At 63.0% G+C, this 16,425-nt stretch carries 10 protein-coding genes; 4 read left to right on the forward strand and 6 right to left on the reverse strand.

All coding sequences use genetic code 11. The annotated features are described in order from the left end of the window. The first annotated feature begins 1 nt into the window (after position 1). The 3 genes from M2366_RS06800 (at position 2) to M2366_RS06810 (ending at position 6,630) form a co-directional block, all read left to right on the forward strand. The gene (locus tag M2366_RS06800; RefSeq protein WP_259269267.1) at positions 2–2,326 is read left to right on the forward strand and encodes an acyl-CoA dehydrogenase; all 2,325 of its coding nucleotides are present in this window, start codon (positions 2–4) and stop codon (positions 2,324–2,326) included. Between the two features lie 166 nt (positions 2,327–2,492). Next, complete coding sequence (locus M2366_RS06805; RefSeq protein ID WP_259269268.1) at positions 2,493–5,555, forward strand: efflux RND transporter permease subunit; 3,063 nt, start codon at positions 2,493–2,495, stop codon at positions 5,553–5,555. Positions 5,556–5,586: 31 nt separating this feature from the next. Next, positions 5,587–6,630 carry an efflux RND transporter periplasmic adaptor subunit gene (locus tag M2366_RS06810; protein WP_259269269.1) on the forward strand — a complete coding sequence of 348 codons (1,044 nt, stop codon included), beginning with the start codon at positions 5,587–5,589 and terminating at the stop codon, positions 6,628–6,630. Between the two features lie 87 nt (positions 6,631–6,717). On the opposite strand, the gene pyk is transcribed toward M2366_RS06810, so the two are convergent. Continuing rightward, on the reverse strand, positions 6,718–8,157 hold the full coding sequence (pyk, locus tag M2366_RS06815; protein WP_042040591.1) for a pyruvate kinase: 1,440 nt from the start codon (positions 8,155–8,157) through the stop codon (positions 6,718–6,720). A 149-nt stretch (positions 8,158–8,306) separates the two neighbouring features. Next, on the reverse strand, positions 8,307–9,164 hold the full coding sequence (locus M2366_RS06820; RefSeq protein WP_042040590.1) for a MurR/RpiR family transcriptional regulator: 858 nt from the start codon (positions 9,162–9,164) through the stop codon (positions 8,307–8,309). 347 nt (positions 9,165–9,511) lie between these two features. Here M2366_RS06820 and glk point away from each other — a divergent pair, with 347 nt between their 5' ends. Continuing rightward, entirely contained in the window at positions 9,512–10,480 is a 969-nt protein-coding gene (glk, locus tag M2366_RS06825) for a glucokinase (RefSeq protein WP_259269270.1), read from the forward strand. A gap of 194 nt (positions 10,481–10,674) precedes the next feature. Here the strand turns inward: glk and M2366_RS06830 are convergent, their stop codons facing one another. From M2366_RS06830 to M2366_RS06845, 4 genes are read right to left on the reverse strand one after another with little or no spacing between them, the layout of a single operon-like run. Continuing rightward, a complete protein-coding gene (locus tag M2366_RS06830; RefSeq protein WP_259269271.1) occupies positions 10,675–12,774 on the reverse strand; it encodes an HlyD family efflux transporter periplasmic adaptor subunit in 2,100 nt (699 codons plus the stop codon). Then, positions 12,774–14,114 carry an efflux RND transporter periplasmic adaptor subunit gene (locus M2366_RS06835; RefSeq protein ID WP_259269272.1) on the reverse strand — a complete coding sequence of 447 codons (1,341 nt, stop codon included), beginning with the start codon at positions 14,112–14,114 and terminating at the stop codon, positions 12,774–12,776. Before M2366_RS06835 ends, M2366_RS06830 begins: the two co-directional genes overlap by 1 nt. Then, a complete protein-coding gene (locus M2366_RS06840; protein ID WP_259269273.1) occupies positions 14,111–14,905 on the reverse strand; it encodes an efflux RND transporter periplasmic adaptor subunit in 795 nt (264 codons plus the stop codon). The genes M2366_RS06835 and M2366_RS06840 overlap by 4 nt, the downstream gene beginning before the upstream one ends. After that, positions 14,889–16,415 carry a TolC family protein gene (locus tag M2366_RS06845; protein WP_224430916.1) on the reverse strand — a complete coding sequence of 509 codons (1,527 nt, stop codon included), beginning with the start codon at positions 16,413–16,415 and terminating at the stop codon, positions 14,889–14,891. Before M2366_RS06845 ends, M2366_RS06840 begins: the two co-directional genes overlap by 17 nt. Positions 16,416–16,425: the final 10 nt, after the last annotated feature.

Here is a 16,425-nt window from a genome sequence, read left to right on the forward strand (position 1 = left end):
CATGATCACATTGCTTGTCCTGCTGCTGGTGGCCGTTGCGGTAGTGCTCGGCGTCCCGGCTATCCGTAAGAAGCTGGTGACCCGTCCGGTCTTTGGCATCTTCAAGAAGATATTACCGCCGCTGTCGGCCACCGAACGCGAGGCCATGGAAGCGGGCTCCGTCTGGTGGGATGGCGAGTTGTTTCGTGGCAACCCGGACTGGAAGAAACTGCATGGCTACGGCAAGCCGACCCTGAATGCCGATGAGCAGAGCTTCATCGACAATCAGGTCGAGACCCTGCTCGCCATGATTGACGACTTCAAGATAGTCAACGAAACCAAGGATCTGCCCGAAGCGGTCTGGGATTATCTGAAGAAGGAGGGGTTCTTCGCGCTCATCATCCCAAGATCCTACGGCGGTCGCGAGTTTTCGGCCATTGCCAACTCCACCATAGTCACCCGTATCGCCACCAAGAGCCTGAGCGTGGCGGTCACCGTCATGGTGCCCAACTCCCTGGGGCCGGGCGAGCTGTTGATGCACTACGGCACCCAGGCCCAGAAGGACTTCTGGCTGCCGAGTCTGGCCAATGGCAAAGACGTGCCCTGCTTCGCCCTGACCGGACCGGAAGCCGGCTCCGATGCCGGTGCCATCCCGGACAAGGGGATCATCTGCAAGGGGCTCTACAAGGGTGAGGAAGTGCTCGGTATTCGCCTCAACTGGAACAAGCGTTACATCACACTGGCGCCGCGCGCCACCGTGCTGGGGCTGGCGTTCAAGCTCTACGATCCGGAAAAACTGCTGGGTGACAAAGAAGAGCTGGGCATCACCTGCGCCCTGATCCCGACCAGTCATCCCGGGGTGCGAGTCGGCGATCGCCACTACCCCATGGGGCTGGCGTTCCTCAATGGCCCCACCTTCGGCAAAGATGTGTTCATCCCCATTGACTGGATCATCGGCGGGCCGGATTACGCGGGCCGCGGCTGGCGCATGCTGGTCGAGTGTCTCTCCGCCGGGCGTGGTATCTCCTTGCCTGCCCTGGGCACCGCCTGCGGTCACATGGCGAGCCGCACCGTCAGTGCCTACGCCTATGTGCGCAAGCAGTTCGGCATGTCCATCGGCAAGTTCGAAGGGGTACAAGAGGCCATGGCGCGCATCGGCGGCCTGACCTATCAACTGGAAGGGGCCCGTCGCATGACCGCCGGTTCACTGGATCTGGGGCAGGCTCCGGCCATCGTCACCGCCATTTCCAAGTACCACATGACGGAGATGGCGCGTCAGATCATGGATGACTCCATGGACATCCATGCCGGCCGTGCCATCCAGCTCGGTCCGAAGAACTACACGGGTTACGCCTACATGGGCATACCGGTCGCCATCACGGTGGAGGGGGCCAACATACTGACCCGCAACCTGATGATCTTCGGTCAGGGCGCCACGCGCTGCCACCCCTATGTCTTCGGCGAGATGGAAGCGGCGGCGGATCCAGATAGCGAACGGGGTCTCGAGAAATTCGATGGCCTGCTGATGAAGCATCTGGCCTTCGGGGCGGGCAACTTCTTCGGTGCCCTCGGTCAGGGGTTGACCCTGGGTCGCTTCAACAGTGCTCCCGTGGGTGGCGAGACGGCGCGCTATTATCAGCAGCTGTCGCGCATGAGCAAGGGGCTGGCCCTGTGTGCCGACATCTCCATGTTGATGCTGGGTGGCGATCTCAAGCGCAAGGAGATGATCTCGGCCCGCCTGGGGGATGTGTTGAGCCACCTCTACCTGGCCTCCTCGACCCTCAAGCACTATGAGGATCAGGGGCGCATGGTATCGGATCTGCCCTTCGTCCAGTATGCCCTGGAGCGTAACTTGCACCTTATCGGCAAGGCATTTGATGGCTTCTTCCAGAACTTCCCGAACAAGGTCGTCGGCGCTCTGCTCAAGCGGGTGGTCTTCCCGTTCGGCATTCATTATCAGATGCCCGCCGATGACCGTTGTCACTCAATCTGCCAGGCCATGATGAAGCCGGGCGAGTTCCGGGATCGCCTCACCGCCTTGTGCTACGTAGGCAAGGATGAGCAGGATGCCGTCGGTCAGATGGAGCGTGCCTTCCTGGCCATGGTAGCGGTACAACCTCTGGAGAAGAAGATCGCCCAGGCTCAGAAAGAGAAGCGTCTGCCCCGCAAGCTGGCGATTGCCGATCTGGTGAGTTCGGCCCTGGCCCAGTCCATTCTGACCCAGGCGGAGGCAGACCAACTGCTGGCCGCCGATGCCCTGCGTTACGAGGCCATCCAGGTTGACAACTTTGCCCCCGGTGAACTCGAGTCCATGGGGCAGGCAGCCCGGGTCGACGACGCGGCATAAGATCTTTTCCTACTGTTTCAACCGGCCTTGATGGCCGGTTTTTTTGTTGGTATTTCGAGCATTTACAATTAATTGGATTTCCAGTTTAATGATTTGCCCCCTAACCCTTGGGGCAGGAAGCAGGCCCGCGGAGCGGGTCGATAACAACAAAATCAGGGAAGATGAAATGAATCTCGCCAAGACGGCGATCGAACGCCCCATTTGGGTGGCGGTCTCGGTCGTGCTCATCTTTTTGGCAGGACTGCTCAGTATTCGCAGCCTGCCGGTACAGCTATTTCCCGACATAGACAGGCCCCATCTCAACATCTCTGTCTCCTGGCGCTCGGCCTCGCCCCAGGAGATGGAGTCCGAGATAACCGATCCCATCGAGCAGGAGCTGCAAGGGGTGCAGGGCCTCAAGAGCCTGACCAGCAACAGTTACCCCGGTTTCGTCGAGATGGATCTGGAGTTTGCCATCGGCACCGACATGCAGCGGGTTCAGCTGGAGATCATCTCCCGCCTGAACCGGGTCTCCAGTCTGCCGGACAACATAGATGGCCCCTATCTCAACAACTACAGCAGCAACGACACCCTCACCTTCTTCTTCATTCAGCAACTGCCGGGGGCCAAGGGAACCATCGATGATCAGCAGCCGCTGATCGAATCCAGGGTCAAGCCCGAGCTGGAGCGTATCCCCGGGGTCTCTACCGTGGAGATAGACGGCATCAATGCCCGCCAGCTCCAGATCCGCTTCGACCCCTATCGCGCCGCCGAGCTGGGGGTGGAGATCCCCGTGCTGGCGAGCCGGGCAGCGACCGGCTGGGACGTCTCCGCCGGTACCCTGGACATAGGGCGCTGGGAATACAAGCTGCGCTTCGCGGGTCGCTACGATGTCGAGACCCTGGGGGACAAGGTGGTGGACTGGCGCGATGGCCTGCCCATTTATCTGCGCGATGTGGCCGAGGTGCGGCTGACCCGGGAGGCGTCCCCCGTGCTGCGGATCCAGAATGGCAACCAGGCTATTTCAGCCCAGATCTTCAAGGAGAATGGTGCCAATGCCCTGGCGGCCCTTGAGGCGATCAAGGCCAGGGTGGCGGATCTCAACCGCGAGGTGCTCGAACCCGCCGGACTGCACATGGAGCAATCATTCGATGCCTCCCTCTATATCAATCGCGCCATCCACATGGTCACCGCCAACCTGGGGCTGGGGGTGCTGCTCTCCTGCGCCATCCTCTGGGTCTTTCTGCGCCAGCTCAAGGCGACCCTGATGATAGCCCTCGCCATTCCCATCAGCATCATGTTGACCCTCTGCCTGCTCAAGCTGATGGACAGGACCCTCAACGTCATCTCTCTGGCCGGGATAGCCTTCGCGGTGGGCATGGTGCTCGATGCCGCCATTGTGGTGCTGGAGAGTATCTACCGGCGCCATGAGCGGGGGGACATCGACAAGGCGGGAGCAGCGTTGGCGGGCACCCGCCAGGTGTGGGCGGCGCTGGTGGCCTCGACCCTGACCACAGTCGCCATCTTCCTGCCGGTTTTGCTGCTCAATGATGTCGAAGGCCAGCTGTTTGCGGATCTGGCGCTGACCATTGCCTGCGCCGTGACCGTCTCCATGCTGGTGGCGGTCTCCGTGCTGCCGGCCGTGGCTTCGCGCTGGATGGGGCAAGATCGATTGACAGATCCCTATGCAGGCCATTGGCACAGGGCCACGATGCGCATCATCCACTGGACGCGCACCCCGGCGCGGCGCTGGGCCATCATCCTTACCATGATGAGCCTGCCTGTGCTGGCGACCTGGGCCCTGCTGCCCAAGATGAACTACCTGCCGGATGTAAAGCGTGACGCCATCGATGTCTGGATGAGTTTTACCCCCGGCGTCAATCTCAAGGCCCAGCGCGAGGAGGTGATCGATACCCTGATCGCCCGTCTCGACCCTTACATGAGAGGAGTCAAGGAACCGGCGCTCAAGAACTACTACATCATGCGCTACCCGGGTGGGGCCCAGATTGGGGTGCGGGCCAGGGACGATGATCGCATCAAGGAGCTGGAAACCCTGCTGATGAAGGATCTGCTGCAGGGCATTCCCGATACCCGGGCCTTCGGTGGCCAGGGCTCGCTGTTTGGCGGCTTCGACAGCGAGAACGGGGTCGAGCTGTTGCTCCAGGGCGGATCCCTGCCTGCACTCTATCGGGCGGCGCGCACGGCCATGGAGATAGTCAAACAAGACTTGCCGGGCGCCCAGGTGCGACCCGAGCCCTCCCTGGATTTCACGGCCCCCGAGCTGCGGCTGGTGCCGCAAGACCGGCGCCTCGCCGAGGTGGGCTGGGATCGCGGCCCCATGCCGACCATCATCCAGACCTTCGGAGATGGCCTGCGGGTCGGCGAGTATTTTGATGGGGATGAGCGTTTCGACATCCTGCTGATGGGGCAGACCTCGGGCAATCCGGACGATCTGAAAGCGGTGCCCCTGGCCACCCCCAGGGGGGGCATAGTCCCCTTGGGGGAGCTGCTGAAGGTCGACCATGACATGGGTCCCTCCGGCATCTTTCGTGCCGACGGTCGTCGTAGCCTGAGCCTGCATATCACCCCACCTGAGGGGATGAGCATGGAGCAGGTGCTCGATACCCTCAAGGGCAAGAGCTTCGCCCGTATCCGGCCCGAGCTGCCGGCCGGGGGCGAGCTGCGGGTAGTGGGCAATGCCGACAGCCTGCAACAGGCCCTCGGCAACCTGGGCAGCATCTTTCTGTTTGCGCTGGTGATACTGCTGGTGCTGCTCTGGGGGCTGTTTGCCTCGGTCAGGGATGCTTTGCTGGTGCTGCTGACCCTGCCGCTCGCCACCGTCGGTGGCGTGGTGACCCTCAAGCTGAGCGGGTTGGTGGTACCGTTGCCCATGGATCTGCTCACCCTCATCGGCTTCGTCATCCTGCTGGGGCTGGTGGTCAACAATGCCATCTTGCTGGTGCACCAGACCCGCACGGCCGAGCGTGAGGGATTGGATCGCGGTGCGGCGGTGGCGGATGCGCTGCAGAGCCGGATGCGCCCTATCGCCATGACCAGCCTGACCAGCATCTTCGGCATGTTGCCCCTGATGCTGAGCCCGAGTGCGGGCAGTGAAATTTATCGGGGGCTGGCCACCGTCATCGTCGGCGGCATGAGCTGCAGTACCTTGTTTACGTTGATATTGCTGCCTGCCTTCCTGCGACTGGGAGAGCAGACGCCGGTCAGGGTTGCGCTGCGTCAGCGGGCCTGATGCGAGGTTGGACATGATGAGACTCGGATCCATGGATAAGGAGAGGAATGTGAACAAGATCATTGCCGGGCTGGCCCTGATGGCCAGCCTGCCACTCTGGGCAAAGTCGGTCACCCTGGCCGAGGTGACACAAGGGGAGGCCGGAGCCAGTCTCTGGGTCAGCGGCACTGTCGCGAGTCGTCAGCAGGCGGAACTCAGCGCCGAGTTCAGTGGTCGGGTCGAGTGGATAGCCGACTTTGGCAGCCGGGTCGAGGCAGGGCAGGAGTTGCTGCGCCTCGACGCCGCGGCGCTGCGTCTCTCCCTCGAGCAGGCCCGCGCCGAGCAGGCCAAGTGGGCCAGCAGCCTGCGTTTTGCCAAGGCGGAGTTCGAGCGCCAAGACAAGCTGCGCAAGCAGAACAATGCCTCCCTCAGCCAGTTCGACAAGGCGCGACTCGAGGTGGAACAGGCCAATTTGGCGTTGCAGCTGGCGAGCATAGCGGCGCGCCAGATAGAGGAGCAGATCCGCCGCAGCCATATCTATGCCCCCTTTGCCGGGGTGGTCAACAGTCACTTCATTCAGCCAGGTGAGCACGTGGATGCGGGGGAGAGGGCGCTGGAGCTGGTCAACCCGGATGCCCCGGATATCCGGTTGCAGGCCCCCATCGACTGGGCCCTGCGTCTGGCGCCCCAGACGACGCTCAAGGTCGAGGGAGGGTCGCTGCGGGGCGAGGCGACCTATTACCAGCGGGCGGCGAGCGCCGATCCCAGCTCCCGGCTCATCGAGCTGCGGCTCAAGCCGAGTCAGGGCCACTACATCATAGGGGCGCCGGTACGGGTCGCGCTGCCCATGGGGGAGCAGCAGACCATGTTGCTGCCCCGGGATGCCCTGGTGCTCAATACCCAGGGCAGCGTGGTCTATCGGGTCTTGGGGGAGGGGGATGCCCTGACGGTGAGTCGGGTGCCGGTCACCATTTTGTTTGGCGACGAGCACCAGGTCGCCATCAGTGGCGATCTTAAACAGGGGGACAGGGTCGTGGTGCGCGGTGCCGGGACCCTGAGCGATGGCGACAAGGTCGAACTCTATCGCGGCAGTTGAGGTGCTCTCTTTTGAGGTCTCGGTTTGCTGGCTGGCAGCCACAAAAACGGCTCCCTCGGGAGCCGTTTTTCATCATGATGGCGGCAATTATTCGACCATCATCACCTTGCAGGTGTTGGTACTGCCCACGGTTTCCATCTTGTCGCCATGGGTCAGCAACACCATGTCGCCGCTCTTGAGCAGTCCCTTGGCCTTGAGCACTTCCAGGGCCTCGCGGCACACCTCGTAGACGGGGCGGCTCTCATCGGCATCGAACAGTACCGGGGTGACGCCGCGGTAGAGATTGGTCCAGGAGAGAGTCTTGGCGTGGGGAGACATGGCGAAGATCGGCAGGCCGGAGCTGATGCGCGACATCAGCAGCGGCGTGGTGCCCGATTCGGTCAGCGCGACGATGGCCTGCACCCCTTCCAGGTGGTTGGCGGCATACATGGTCGACATGGCCACCGCCTCTTCCACCGAGGTGAAGGTGTAGTTCATGCGATGGTTGGAGACATTGATGCTGGGATGCTTCTCGGCGCCCACGCAGACGCTGGCCATGGAGGTGACCGTCTCGATGGGGAACTGGCCGGCGGCGGTCTCGGCGGAGAGCATGACGGCATCTGTGCCATCGAGCACGGCGTTGGCCACGTCCATCACCTCGGCGCGGGTCGGCAGCGGGGCGTTGATCATGGACTCCATCATCTGGGTGGCGGTGATGACGATGCGATTGAGGCGACGGGAGTGACGGATCAGCTTCTTCTGTACTCCGACCAGCTCGGGATCGCCAATCTCGACCCCGAGATCGCCCCGCGCTACCATGACGGCGTCGGAGCCGAGGATGATGTCTTCCATCGCCTCATCGGTGGCGACGGTTTCGGCGCGCTCGACCTTGGCGACTATCTTGGCGTTGGAGCCGGCTTCACGGGCCAGTTCGCGGGCATAGCGCAGGTCATCGCCGCAGCGGGGGAAGGAGACGGCCAGGTAGTCGACGTTCATGCGGGCGGCGGTCTTGATGTCTTCCTTGTCTTTGTCGGTCAGGGCCGGGGCCGAGAGGCCACCTCCCTGCTTGTTGATGCCCTTGTTGTTGGAGAGCGGGCCGGCCACGGTGACCGTGGTGTGGATGCGGCTGCCTGCCACGCGCTCAACCTTGAGCTGTACCCGACCATCGTCGAGCAGCAATACATCGCCTGCCACCACGTCATCGGGCAGGCTCTTGTAGTCGATACCAACCTGCTCCTGGCAACCATCACCCTTGCCGAGGGCGGCATCCAGGATGAAGCTGTCGCCGATGGCCAGGTAGATCTTGCCATCTTTAAAGGTGGAGACACGGATCTTGGGTCCCTGCAGATCCCCCATGATGGCGACATGGCGGCCCAGCTTGGCGGCGATGGCGCGTACTTGTTCGGCCCGCTGGATATGGTCTTCTGCACTGCCGTGAGAGAAATTCATTCGCACCATGTCGGCACCGGCGCGGATGATCCCCTCGAGGATGCCTTCGCGGTCGGTAGCAGGACCGAGTGTGGTCACAATCTTTGTACGTCTTGGCATGAAAGACTCCAGTTTGAAGTTGATATGACTTGAAATACTGTCCCGGCGGGCAGAGGCCCAAACGCCATCTGAGGGGATATTGTTGCTAAATGACAATACTACAGAATGGCGGCGGGTACACCTAGTGGGGGCGCAGGGCCCCCATCGACTCAGGCAGAGTGCGGTGTATCAAAGCGGGATTCGCGAAGACCTTCTTTGACCTTCTTCAGGTTTTCGCGAAATTTCATGCCACGGCGCAGGGTAAAACCGGTAGCCAGCACATCGACCAGGGCGAGCTGGGCAATGCGCGATGCCATGGGCATGTAGACGTCGGTGTCTTCCGGCACATCCATGGAGAGCACCAGGTTGCACTCCCGGGCCAGTGGAGAGTCCTTGGCGGTCATGCCGATGACGGTGGCGTCATTCTCGCGGGCCAGGGCGGCGATCTCGACCAGGGCCTTGGTGCGGCCGGTGTGGGAGATGAGCACCACCACATCCCCTTCGCTGCTGTTGATGCAGCTCATGCGCATCATGACGATGTCATCGAAGCTCACCACCGGGATATTGAAGCGGAAAAACTTGTTCTGGGCATCCCGGGCCACGGCGGAGGAGGCCCCCAGGCCGAAGAAACTGATCTTCTTGGATTGGGTCAGGATATCGACGCAGCGATTGATGGCGGAGATATCCAGGCTGTTCTTGGCCGCATCCAGACAGGCCATGGTGGACTCGAAGATCTTGGCGGTGTAAATCTCGGGGCCATCTTCGGCCTCCACGTGGCGATTCACATAGGGGGTGCCATTGGCCAGGCTCTGGGCCAAGTGCAGCTTGAAGTCCGGGAAACCCTTGGTATCGAGACGACGACAGAAGCGGTTGACCGTGGGCTCGCTGACATCGGCCAGCTTGGCGAGGGCGGCGATGCTGGAGTGAATGGCCGTCTGGGGAGAGGCGAGGATCACCTCGGCGACTTTGCGCTCCGACTTACTGAAACTTTCCAGATTGTTCGTAATCTTATCGAGGGTATTCATCATTACCACCAGGCTTTCTTGTAATTTAGCTTCAGTGTCTTTGCACTAAATAGAGGGCTAAAAAGGTTTCCAATTACGCCAAGGACTATACAAGACAAGCGCTTATCGGCACTAATCTCGGCCCTGTAAAGTATGACTCATGTCTAATTATTTCGTTATTTTGGTTACAAATTTCCAGAACCCCTTTGAAACCGCTTACAAATGTTGCAAAGCAACAACACTGTGAGCCCGCGCACGTTTGTGGTGTCCAACTCCCCTCGCAAAGGAGCGCCTCGGGTAGAATCCCAGCCAAATAATAAGCTCGGGTGTCAGCACTGCCGGGCCCTTAACGAAGGAACGAAGGAGTGATTATGCAGCATACCCATGCCCTGGTTGGCGATGTGGGCGGCACCAACGCCAGGCTTGCCTTGTGTGAATTGAGCTCGGGCGCCATCACCTTGCCCAAGACCTATTCCGGATTGGAGCACCCCTCCCTCGAGGCGGTGATCCGCCTCTATCTCGCCGAACATCAGGTGCAGGTGAGCGAGGCGTGCATCGCCATCGCCTGCCCGGTCAATAGCGACTGGGTGGCCATGACCAACCACAGTTGGGAGTTCTCCATTGCCCAGATGCAGGCCGATCTGGGTCTGGCTCGTCTGCTGGTGATCAATGACTTCACCGCCGTCTCCATGGCCGTGCCGGTGCTTGGCGAAGATGACAGGATCCAGCTCGGTGGCGGCCAGGCTCAGACTGGCAAGCCGGTGGCCATCTATGGTGCGGGCACCGGCCTTGGGGTCGCGCATCTTGTGCAGGCGGCGGGACTGTGGTTGAGCCTGCCGGGAGAGGGGGGACACACGGACTTTGCCGCCAACACGGAAGAAGAGGATGCGGTGTTGCAGGTGATGCGCGCCGAGCTGGGTCATGTCTCGGCCGAGCGCTTCCTCTCAGGTCCCGGGCTGGTGAACCTCTACCGCGGCCTGGTCAAGTCCGATGGTCGCGAGCCTGCCGAGTTGGCGCCAAAAGACATCACAGAGCGGGCGCTGGCGGGTGACTGCCTCGATTGCCGCCGCACCCTGAGCCTGTTCTGCGTCTTGATGGGGCGTTTCGCGGGCAATCTGGCGCTCAATATGGGCACATTCGGCGGCATCTATATTGCCGGCGGCATAGTGCCGCGCTTCCAGGCGTTCTTCCTCGCCTCGGGTTTTCGGGTGGCCTTCGAAGACAAGGGGCGGTTCAAGCCCTATCTCAAGGAGATCCCGGTCTTCCTCATCACCCATCAGGGACCGGGTCTGCTCGGGGCGGGGGCCTATCTGCGTCAGGCCATGGGGATCGCGCTCTGATTCAGCCCCAATTAAGCCTGGCCGGCTTATAGTGAACCCACGCATTCAAGACCCGTGAGGTCCGCAGGACGCGGAGTAGCGAGTCATCCGCTGAGTGTGTTTGTCACCTGACAAAGCCTGAACTGTATTTACCGGCCTTATGGCCGGTTTTTTTTATGTCTGCCATTTATGTCTGCAAATGGAAGGGGTGAGGCTTAGAAGCCGCTCTCCCGTAGCAGCACCGAGGCGAGCTGGGTCGCCGCCTCGCCGAGCAGGCTGCGCTCGCTGCCGCTCAGCACCACCTTGCCCCGGGTTTCGCGCAAGCTGGCGGGGGCCTGATTGAGCTGGACGCGCACCAGGAACAGGGTCTGAGTGGGCACCAGATCCTGCCCCTGATTGTTGGTGGCGATGGGGCCGCCGAAGTGGGAGCTGAGCATGGGATACTTGATCTTGCCAGCCCGGGTGGGGGCTATGTCGACCAGGGTGCCCAAGAGGGGGGTGGGGACACCGTCCGGGTAGAAGCGCACCGGGCTGCCCAGTTGCAGGCGGGCCACATCGTCGGCGGCCACATACGCATCGAGCTGCCAGTGGTCGGGATCGATCAGTATGCCGACCGCCTGCTCGCTATTGAGCCACTGGCCCGGCTGCCATTGGGGATCCACATCCAGCCAGAGGCCATCGAAGGGCGCCTGCAACTTGAGCCGGGCAATTTCGGCGCGGGTGGCACTCGCCTCCCGGTATTGCACCCGCAGCCGCTCTTTCGTCGCCGTCTGCTCATTGAGTCCCAGGGGATCATCCACCATGCCGCCCAGGCGAGCGCCGTAGCTCTGTATGCTCTGCTCATTGCTTTGCACCTTCCAGGCCAGATCAGGATCCACCAGTTGCAGCAGCGGCTCCCCCGCCTTGACCGGGCCTGTGGGTCGCAGGGCGTCCAGCTGGGCGGGGAAAGGGGTAAATACCGGCAGCTGCCGCTCGGCACGGGCCACGCCGCTGCCCTTGATCTCGCTGTGCCAGGGCAGGGCCAGCAGGGTGAACAGGGTGATCAGGATAAGGCCGAGCCAGAGCCGACGAGGCCGGGCGACCTTGGCCCGCTCCTGCCACCAATGTTTGAGCTCCCGCCAGACGGGCAGGAGGATGAACCAGCTGATTTCGACGCAGAACAAGAGGATCCCGAGCAGCTTGAAGAAGAGTAAATAGACGGCGACGGCGATACCGAGGAAGAGCACCAGTCGATAGAGCCAGGTCACCATGGCGAACATGATCAGCAGGCGGCGTTTGGATGCGGGGAAGGGCTCGGGCCAGGGTTCCATCAGGCCGAGCAGACGGCGGCGCATGGCGACCCGGGCCAGGGCCGAGGCCCGTTCATGCAGGTTCGGGAAGTTGAGCAGATCCGAAAGGATGAAATAACCATCGAAGCGCATGAAGGGGCTGGCGTTGAGGGCGAGGGACAGTATCCAGCTGGTGGTGGCGAGATAGAGCAGACCATTGCGCAACGCCCCGTCTGCGCACAGGGCCCAGCCCAGGGTGGCGAGTCCGGCAAGGGCCAGCTCGGTCAGTATGCCGGCACTGGCGATGGCCAGTCGCTGACGGGAGTGCGCCAGCTTCCAGCTCTCGCTGGTGTCGGTATAGAGCATGGGCCAGAGCACCACGAAGGCTATTCCCATGTGGGCAACCCTGACCCCCTGGCGCGTCGCCACCAGGGCGTGGCCCATCTCATGGAGCGTCTTGGCCAGGGCCAGCGCCAGGGCGAAGCTCAGCAGTCCATCGAGGGAGAACGACTCCACCACCGCATGGCTGAACTGATCCCACTGCTGCAATACCAGCAGTATGCCAAGCAGACTGGCGCCCACTACCAGCCAGCCGGTGAGGGGGTGGAACAGCCAGCCGAGCCGGCTAGCCAGCGCTTGCAGCCGGGCCTGGGGGCGCAGCAGCGGCACCCGGAAGAAGAGGTAGTGGTGCAGCCACCAGCGGCCGGTGAGCCAGGCTTTGCCCTCGCTCGCCAGGCGCAGTCGCTCCACGGCTTGGGGGCTGGGGCGCAGCAGCTGGTGGCGCTCTAGGAACTGGCAAAAACCCAATATCTGTTCCACCTCGGGGTGCAGGGCCGTCTCGGCGGCGATGGCCTGCTGCAAGCGGCGGGGGGTCTGTCCGGCCCAGCGAACCAGGCATTCGAACTCAAACCAGCCGATACGGTAGAAGCGATTGACGACCTTGTCCTGGATCAGCCAGGCCGGTTCCCCATCCGGGTTGCGGCCGGTTGGACAGAGCTGCAGATCGTCACGCAGGGCTGGCAGGGGGAAGTCGGCGGGATCCAGCATCAGAGCCCGCTCCAGGCCCGCAGGGCGGCCAGGGGGCGGCGCAGCAGATAGTAGCCGAGCAGCACGCGCTCGCCATAGAGCTTGGCGGTGCCGTGCAGACCAAGCCGGGCGTGGGCGGGGGCTTCCTCTATGCTGGCCAGCAGGCGATAGGCAACCACCCCTTCGGCGTTGGTCTGCGCCTGATAGCTGGTCTCCAATATCTTGCCGCGCAGGGGCTGCAAGGGGTAAGCCGTGAGGAAGAGCGCCACCTCGGCGCCGGGCTCAAGGGCGATGGCATCGGCCACCGGCAGCTGGATGCGCATGGCGGGGCGGGCGGGATCTGCCAACTGCATGATGCGCTCCCCGGTCACCACCGGCTTGCCGAGCCAGTCATTGGCATCGCTGAACACGGCGACCCCGGCGGCGGGGGCCACGACCTGGCTGCGACCGAGCTGCAACTGGACGCCGTTGAGCTCGGCCCGCTTCTGCTGGGCGCGGCCGCTGAGCAGGGTCAGCTCGCGCCGACTCTGGGGATTGTCGAAGGCGCGCTGGCTGGCGGCAAGCAGCTCGGCGTCGGCGACGGCGACCTCCTGGGTCAGCACCTCGGCGCGGTTGCGAAGGGTGGTCTCATCGAGTCGAAACAGCGGCGTACCGGCACTGACTGCCTGGTTGGGACGCACCGCCACCTCGGCGATGACCCCCGCCAGCGGGCTGCTGATCACCTGACTCTGGCGCGACACTATCTCGGCCGGTGCCAGGGCGCTCTGTCTCACCGGGATGAGCAGCATGAGCCCGGCCACCAGGGCCAGCAGCAGCAGTTGGCGTCGACTCGGGCGCCAACCCAGCAGGCGTGGCTTGTGAGTCAGGCTATGCCAGCAGTAGGCCCAGGTCTGCCAGACCCCCTGCATCAGGGTCAGCAGGGCTTCGGGCGGCTCAGCCTCGAGCAGCAGACAGACCAGGCCGAGCCTGGTCCCCTCTGCCTGCTGGATAGGGATGCACAAGACACCGTCCGGCCACCATTCACTCCAACCATCGGCCAGCGATTCGGGCAGGTCGAGCGCCTCCCTCGCCAGCCAGCGCGGTGCGCTGTCGACCAGCTGCGCATTGATCCAGCGGCTCGCCTGCTCCAGCCAGATAAGGTAGGGCGAGTCCTCGCTCGGGCGGGCCAAACCCGAGACGCAGAGCAGCTCCTGGGCCTGGCCGTGGTGGGCGAAGACCAAGGCCTGATGGAAGGGCAACAACTGATAGAGGTCGTTGGCCATGGAGAAGGCGAGGGCGTTGAGACTGGTCGCCGCCATGGCCCTGTCCCGCAGCGCGGTCAGGGCCAGCAGCAGCTGGGGAGAGGGGAGGCGTTCCGTCATTGGGTCAGGCGGGCGACGCCACTCATGCCGGCGACCAGCTCGGGATAGGATGCCTCCAATTTGGCCTCCAGCTCGACGGTCTGGGCCACGGCATCGACCCTGGCATTGATCCGGCTCACCTTGGCCGGGTAGGCTTTGCCCGTCTCGAGCACGCTGACCTCGAGGGATTGGCCCTCCTTGAGGGTGGGTAGCAGGCGGGAGGGCACGTTGAGCCTTACCTTGAGCGGGCCATCACTGACCAGGTCGAACAGCGGAGTGCCGGCGCTCATGGTCTGATAGGGCTTGGCCTGTACCTGGGCGATGCGGCCAGCAAAGGGCGCCTTGACGTCGCAATAGCTGCTGCGGGTACGGGCCAGGGCATCGGCCCCCTCGGCCCGCTGTACCCCGGTGGCGGCGATGGCGACTTCGAGATCGCCCACCGCATCAAGCTTGCGCAGGCTCTTTTTTGCACTGAGATCCTGGCGAGCCATCTGCAATTCGGCGCGGGCGACCCTGGCCTGCGCCTCTCCCTCCCGGCAGTCGAAACGGGCCAGGGTGGCCCCCTTCTTCACCGTTTGGCCGAGCCGCCCCTGGAGTTCGCCCAGGGTGCCGCTCATCTGGCTGGAGAGGGTGGCCTCCAGCTCGGCGGCGAGCAGGATGCGGATCGCATTGGGATCATCCTGGGCCGCGCCCAGGTTGAGGGGCGGTGTTGTGGCCGGGGTGGGACTCTCGGCCTGGGCCGTCAGGGGCAGCATGATCGCCAACCACAGCCAGGGCCCGAATGGGCGCCCGGGCTTAGCGTGCAAGGGCATAGGGAACTCCTCTATTGGTACCAATCAGTTCCTGGCTTGCCTGGCGCTTCATGGTCACTTCGATGGCATGAGACAGGGTCTTGATGTCGTTCTGGGCGATCTCGTCCGGTTGCACATCCAGGCCGACCGAGTTGTAGAGACGGCCCCAGGCCGCCTGGGCTTGGGAGTAGGCGGCCTCGCGCTGATAGCGCGACAGCAGGTAACGCCCCTCGGCCCGGATCACCTCGAGTTCGGAACCCTGACGGCTGGTACTGGCGGCCTGGGCATAGCTGAGCAGGCTCTCATCGACCCGCAGGCTCTCGTCGGCGAAGGCGACCTCCTGGGAGGCCAGGTTATAGCGCAGCACCCCGACCCTGACCTGGGTCAGCACCGCCATGGAGAGGGCGACCCGGCGTGCATCATCGGTGGCTTCCTGCGACTCTTCCATGCCCCAGATGGCGGGCAGTTGCAGGAACTTGAGCAGGTTGAGGGAGACCTGCAGCCCCGCCTCGGACCAGTGGTTGTTGTAGAGATATTTGTTTGAGTCGTAGTTGTAACCCCAGTTCAGCCCCACGTTGGGCCACAGCTCCGCCTTGGCGATCTTGATGTCTTGCTGGTTGGCGCGCTTGCGATACCACTCTTCCATGATTTCGGGGCGGTTCTCCAGGGCCATCTGCTCCAGATTATCAACCCGTTGGGTCAGGACCGGCAGATTGGGCTCGGGGTCATCGGCCAGCACCATCTCGCTGCCGGGGGGCAGGGACATGAGGGCGGAGAGCTCGGCGCGGGCGAACTCCAGATCCTGACGACGCTGGTTGAGCAGGGAGACTGAGTCGATCAGTGCTCGTTGGTAAGCCAATGCCTCTTGCCGTGGCATCAACCCCTGGGTTTCGGCCTGACGGGCCGAATCGAGGGCCATCTGGGTGCGGGTCATCAGCTTGTCGACCTGAGGCAGCAACCGCTGGGCGCCGAGGGCGCGCCAGTAGGCACTGCGCACATCCTGCAGCACGTTCTGGGAGACCTTGCGACGACGCTCTTCGGCCATCATCACCTGATCCCCCTTCTGCTGACTGCGGTAGTAGGCCACGCCAAAATCGAGCAGGCTCCAGCTCAGCCCCAAACCACTCAGGTCGCGGTAGCGCTCCTGAGAGGTTGAGGCCCGCAGACTCTCTTCCCCGTCCTCGATGCCGATCGAGGTGCCGCCGGACTCATTGCTGCGGCTGGCGTAACCGGCCGAGGCGACCACTCGGGGCAGCATCTCATAGCTGGAGAGGTCATGGAGATCCGAGGCCAGCGCGCCTTCCATCAGCTTGAGGCGATAGTCCAGGTTGTATTTGAGCGCCCGGGCCGCCGCCTCGTAGAAGGTGATGGGATGAGTGACAGGTTCCTGCTGGCCATACATGAGTTTTCGGTCCAGGCGGATCCTGTCTTGTTTATCCTGCTGGGTATAAACCTCCGGCGGCAGGGCGCTACAAGCGCCCAGCAGCAGGGTGGAGGCGAGGGTAAGTGGTCGAAGAGCGTGTCTTGGCATCATCTGTCCT

It is taken from the genome of Aeromonas sp. BIGb0405 (assembly GCF_024807335.1).
Lineage (GTDB): Bacteria > Pseudomonadota > Gammaproteobacteria > Enterobacterales > Aeromonadaceae > Aeromonas > Aeromonas rivuli.

Coding starts and splice junctions, on each gene's coding strand:
- M2366_RS06800 (WP_259269267.1), top strand. CDS start 2: ATGATCACATTGCTTGTCCTGCTGCTGGTGGCCGTTGCGGTAGTGCTC.
- M2366_RS06805 (WP_259269268.1), top strand. CDS start 2,493: ATGAATCTCGCCAAGACGGCGATCGAACGCCCCATTTGGGTGGCGGTC.
- M2366_RS06810 (WP_259269269.1), top strand. CDS start 5,587: ATGGATAAGGAGAGGAATGTGAACAAGATCATTGCCGGGCTGGCCCTG.
- pyk (WP_042040591.1), bottom strand. CDS start 8,157: ATGCCAAGACGTACAAAGATTGTGACCACACTCGGTCCTGCTACCGAC.
- M2366_RS06820 (WP_042040590.1), bottom strand. CDS start 9,164: ATGATGAATACCCTCGATAAGATTACGAACAATCTGGAAAGTTTCAGT.
- glk (WP_259269270.1), top strand. CDS start 9,512: ATGCAGCATACCCATGCCCTGGTTGGCGATGTGGGCGGCACCAACGCC.
- M2366_RS06830 (WP_259269271.1), bottom strand. CDS start 12,774: ATGCTGGATCCCGCCGACTTCCCCCTGCCAGCCCTGCGTGACGATCTG.
- M2366_RS06835 (WP_259269272.1), bottom strand. CDS start 14,114: ATGACGGAACGCCTCCCCTCTCCCCAGCTGCTGCTGGCCCTGACCGCG.
- M2366_RS06840 (WP_259269273.1), bottom strand. CDS start 14,905: ATGCCCTTGCACGCTAAGCCCGGGCGCCCATTCGGGCCCTGGCTGTGG.
- M2366_RS06845 (WP_224430916.1), bottom strand. CDS start 16,415: ATGCCAAGACACGCTCTTCGACCACTTACCCTCGCCTCCACCCTGCTG.